4 protein-coding genes are annotated in these 4386 nt (G+C 68.8%); all 4 read right to left on the minus strand.

The genetic code is table 11. From position 1 onward, the window contains the following. On the minus strand, positions 1-393 hold a 393-nt coding region (locus tag GJV64_RS11870), incomplete at its 3' end, for an ATP phosphoribosyltransferase regulatory subunit (RefSeq protein ID WP_164157424.1). A gap of 60 nt (positions 394-453) precedes the next feature. After that, positions 454-2034: a phosphoglycerate dehydrogenase gene (gene serA, locus GJV64_RS11875; RefSeq protein WP_164157425.1), complete on the minus strand. Its 1581-nt coding sequence runs from the start codon at positions 2032-2034 to the stop codon at positions 454-456. 68 nt (positions 2035-2102) lie between these two features. Beyond that, on the minus strand, positions 2103-3227 hold the full coding sequence (locus GJV64_RS11880) for a phosphoserine transaminase (protein WP_164157426.1): 1125 nt from the start codon (positions 3225-3227) through the stop codon (positions 2103-2105). 119 nt (positions 3228-3346) lie between these two features. Continuing rightward, the gene (gene bla, locus GJV64_RS11885; protein WP_164157427.1) at positions 3347-4213 is read right to left on the minus strand and encodes a class A beta-lactamase; all 867 of its coding nucleotides are present in this window, start codon (positions 4211-4213) and stop codon (positions 3347-3349) included. Positions 4214-4386: the final 173 nt, after the last annotated feature.

Consider the following 4386-nt stretch of genomic DNA (forward strand, 5'->3'; position numbering starts at 1 on the left):
CGGGCCGTCGCTGCCGATCAGCTCGGCGCCGGCCTGGGTGCGTTCCCGCTCCGGCGACAGCTGGTCGCCGCGCACGCGCAGCACCTGGCCCGCATACATCAGCCGCAGCGGCCGTGCCGCGCCGGCCAACCTGGTGACGGCGATGCGCCCAACCTGGCCAGTGATGTCCGACCGTATGGCCAGCGTGTGCTGGGAGACGGGATCGGTGAAGCGCAGCAGCTCGCGCCGGTTTCCCGAAAGCCCTGCCTCATATTCCACCAGCGGCGGCGCCACCCGTTCATAGCCATGGCCGGCGCACACATCGGTGAGGGTGCGCACCAGGCTGGCCAGCGCCTGCGCCTGCGGGGGCAGCCGGTCACGCAGTCCTTCGGGCAGGAGGCCGAATGTCGTCATGCAGCGGCGGTTAGCGACAAGCGGGGAGGGCAGCAAGCGCTTCCTCCCCGCTCTCGCGGATCACACGAAGTGCAACGCGCTTGCCACCTTGACGCCGGGCAGGGCGCGGATCGCGCCCAGCAGCGCGTCGGGAATGGCATTGTCCACGCTCAGCAGCAGCACCGCCTCGCCGCCGGCATCGCGGCGGCCAAGGTGGAAGGTGCCGATGTTGACGCCGGCCTCACCCAGCTTGGAGCCCAGCCGCCCGATGAAGCCCGGCTTGTCCTCGTTCACGATGTAGAGCATGTCGCCGGCCAGATCGGCTTCCACGGTGATGCCGAAAATCTCGGTGAGGCGCGGCTTGCTGTTGCCGAACAGGGTGCCCGCCACCGTGCGCGGGCCGGTGGCGGTGGTCACCGTCACGCGCAGCAGGGTGTGATAGTCGGTCTCGCGCTCATGGCGCACCTCGGCGATGTCGATCTCGCGCTCGCGGGCCAGGTATGGCGCGTTGACCATGTTGACCGTGTCCGAATGGGTGCGCATCAGCCCGGCCAGCACGGCCGCGGTGATCGGCTTGATGTTGAGCTGCGCGGCGGCACCCTCCACCTCGACGCGTACCGACTTGATGCCTTCATTGTCGAGCTGGCCGACCAGGCTGCCCAGCCGTTCGGCCAGCGCCATGTAGGGCTTGAGGCGCGGCGCCTCTTCAGCGGACAGCGACGGCATGTTGAGCGCGTTGGTGACACCGCCGGTCAGGAGGAAATCCGACAATTGTTCGGCAACCTGGATGGCGACATTCACCTGCGCCTCGTCGGTCGAGGCGCCAAGGTGCGGTGTCGAGATGAAATTGGGCGTGCCGAACAGCGGCGAGGCCTTGGCCGGCTCCTCCAGGAACACGTCGAGCGCGGCGCCGGCGATGTGCCCGCTGTCGAGCAGCTCCTTCAGCGCCGCCTCGTCGATCAGGCCGCCGCGCGCGCAGTTGATAATGCGCACGCCGGGCTTGGTCTTCAGCAGGTTGTCGCGGCTCAGGATATTGCGCGTGCTGTCGGTCAGCGGCGTGTGCAGGCTGATGAAATCGGCGTTGGCCAGCAGCTCGTCCAGCGTCACCTTGGTCACGCCCATGTGCTCGGCGCGTTCGGGCGTGAGGAAGGGATCATAGGCGATCACCTTCATCTTCAGCCCGAGCGCGCGATCGGCGACGATGCTGCCGATGTTGCCGGCCCCGATGAGCCCCAGCGTCTTGGCGGTCACCTCGACGCCCATGAAGCGGTTCTTCTCCCACTTGCCGGCCTGGGTGGAGGCATCGGCCTCGGGCAGCTGGCGGGCGAGCGCGAACATCAGGGCGATGGCATGTTCCGCCGTGGTGATCGAATTGCCGAACGGCGTGTTCATGACGACGACGCCCTGTGCCGATGCCGCCGGGATATCGACATTGTCGACCCCGATGCCGGCGCGGCCCACCACCTTCAGGTTGGTGGCGGCGGCCAGCACCTCCTTCGTCACCTTGGTGGAGGAGCGGATGGCGAGGCCATCATATTGGCCGATGATGTTGATCAGCTCGTCCTTCGACAGGCCGGTGATCTCGTCCACCTCGATGCCGCGGGCGCGGAAGATCTCGGCGGCCTTGGGGGACATCTGGTCGGAAATGAGGACTTTGGGCATGGTTGTGCTCCGGAAAATTCAGCAGCGGCCCGGTTCCGGGCCAGGAATGGCGGTGGGACGGCAGCCGCTCAGGCCGCCGTCACCTCGGCGTAGGCCCAGTCGAGCCAGTGGGTGAGCGCCACGACATCGGCAGTGTCCACGGTGGCGCCGCACCAGACGCGCAAGCCCGGCGGGGCGTCGCGATAGGCGCCGATGTCATAGGCGGCCTGCTCCTTCTCGAGCAGGGAGACGATGGCCTTCACCTTGTCTTCGGGCAGGCCGGGCAGCACCAGGCAGACGCTGGTGTTGGAACGCGAGGCCGGGTCCTTCGCCAGATGTTCGACCCATGGCGTGCGCTGCACCCAGGCATCGAGCGCGGCGGCGTTGGCGTCGGCGCGCGCCTTCAGGCCCGCCAGCCCGCCCACGCCTTTCGCCCATTGCAACGCGTCGATATAATCCTCGACCGCCAGCATGGAGGGCGTGTTGATCGTCTCGCCGACGAAAATGCCTTCGTTCAGCGCGCCCTTGGAGACGAGGCGGAAGATCTTGGGCAGCGGCCAGGCCGGGGTGTAGCTTTCCAACCGTTCGACGGCGCGCGGCCCGAGGATCAGCATGCCGTGCGCGCCTTCGCCGCCCAGCACCTTTTGCCAGCTATAGGTCAGCACATCGACCTTGGCCCAATCGACATCCTGCGCGAACACCGCGCTGGTGGCGTCGGCAAAGGTCAGGCCCTCACGGTTGGCCGGCACCCAGTCATAATTGGGCACGCGCACGCCGGATGTGGTGCCGTTGGCAGTGAACAGCACGTCATTCGAAAAATCGACGGCGCCGAGGTCCGGCAGCTCGCCATAGGGCGCCGTGAAGGTGGTGGGATTGAGCTTCAGCTGCTTGGCGGCATCGGTCACCCAGCCTTCGCCAAAGCTTTCCCAGGCCAGCGCGGTGACGGGCCGGGCGCCCAGCATCGTCCACATCGCCAGTTCATAGGCGCCGGTGTCGCTGGCCGGCACGATGCCGATGCGGTGCGTGTCGGGGATGCCCAGGATACCGCGGGTCAGATCGATGGCCAGCTTGAGCCGCGCCTTGCCCAGTTTGGAGCGGTGCGAGCGGCCGAGGCTTTCGATGGCGAGGCCGGCGGGGGTCCAGCCGGGGCGCTTGGCACACGGGCCGGACGAGAAGTGCGCGCGGGCAGGCCGCACGGCAGGTTTTGCAGTCATGTTCTCTCCTCTCAGAGAGCGCGCGCCGCGTTGGGACGGCGTGGCCCGCCGCCGGGGATAGGCATTTGCCGGCGGCGGTCAAGCGGTTTCGCGTTCACCGTGGAGGCGGCGGGCAGACCTCAGCCAAGCGACTCGACGATGGCGCGGCCCAGCGGCACGAACTGCCTGTTGCGTTCCTCCAGCTCGGCTTTCGCCGCGAACAGATAGGCCGCCACCCAGATCGGTTGCCGGCCGGGCGGCGTGATGATCGACACGATGTTGCGGGCGTGCCAGCTGCCCGCCCCGGTCTTGTTCGCCTCGCGCCAGCCCGGCGGCAGCGCGGCGCGGAACATGGTGTCGGCAGTGCGGCTGGCGGCCATCCAGCCCAGCAGCTGGGCCCGTGCGGGCGCCGGCAGCAGCGGCCCCGCCACCAGCCGGCGGCAGGTGGCCAGCATGGCGGACGGCGTGGTGGTGTCACGCGGGTCGCCGGGCACTTCGTTGTTCATCTCCGGCTCGTTGCGGTCGAGCCGGGTCACGGTATCGCCGATCTCGCGCAGCCAGATGGTCAGCGCGGCCGGGCCGCCGACCCGGGCCAGCGCCAGGTTGGCAGCGGGGTTGTCGGACTGCACCACCATCGCCTCGGCCATTTCGGTAAGGCTGGCGCTGCCGCCGATGCGCTTCTCGGTGAAGGGCGCGTTGAACAGCATGTCCTCCCGGCGCACCGGCAGCCGCTCGTCCATCCGCCATTGGCCGCGCCGGGCGCCGTCGAGCAGGCGGGCGGCCAGCAGCAGCTTGAAGGTGGAGCACAGGGGGAAACGCTGATCGGCGCGATGGGAGAAGCGGGCGCCGTTGCCGGTATCAATGAGCGCGACTCCGATCGGTCCGCCGGCGCTCCGCTCGATCCCGGCGATGGCGCGGCGCAGCGGGGCAAAACGGTCACGCGCGGCCAGGGCCGGCACGGCGGTGACAAGCGGCAGGCTGGCAACAAGCGTGCGGCGGGTGATCATGGCATTTCTCCCGGCGGTTGACGTCGCACCGGGAAGCGCGTCTCGTCAATTGCGGCAAGGCAAGGAAACTGGGGATGATCGACTGGAACGGGCAGCGCGTGCTGATCACCGGTGCGGCAAGCGGCATCGGGCGCGCGCTGGCGGTGGCGCTGGCGGCACGCGGCGCGGCTGTG

Origin of the sequence: Sandarakinorhabdus rubra (assembly GCF_010994245.1) — a bacterium.
GTDB lineage: Bacteria > Pseudomonadota > Alphaproteobacteria > Sphingomonadales > Sphingomonadaceae > Sandarakinorhabdus > Sandarakinorhabdus rubra.

Bases quoted from the DNA above. Each gene is read 5' to 3' on its own strand.
- serA (WP_164157425.1), bottom strand. From the start codon at position 2,034: ATGCCCAAAGTCCTCATTTCCGACCAGATGTCCCCCAAGGCCGCCGAG.
- bla (WP_164157427.1), bottom strand. From the start codon at position 4,213: ATGATCACCCGCCGCACGCTTGTTGCCAGCCTGCCGCTTGTCACCGCC.
- GJV64_RS11880 (WP_164157426.1), bottom strand. From the start codon at position 3,227: ATGACTGCAAAACCTGCCGTGCGGCCTGCCCGCGCGCACTTCTCGTCC.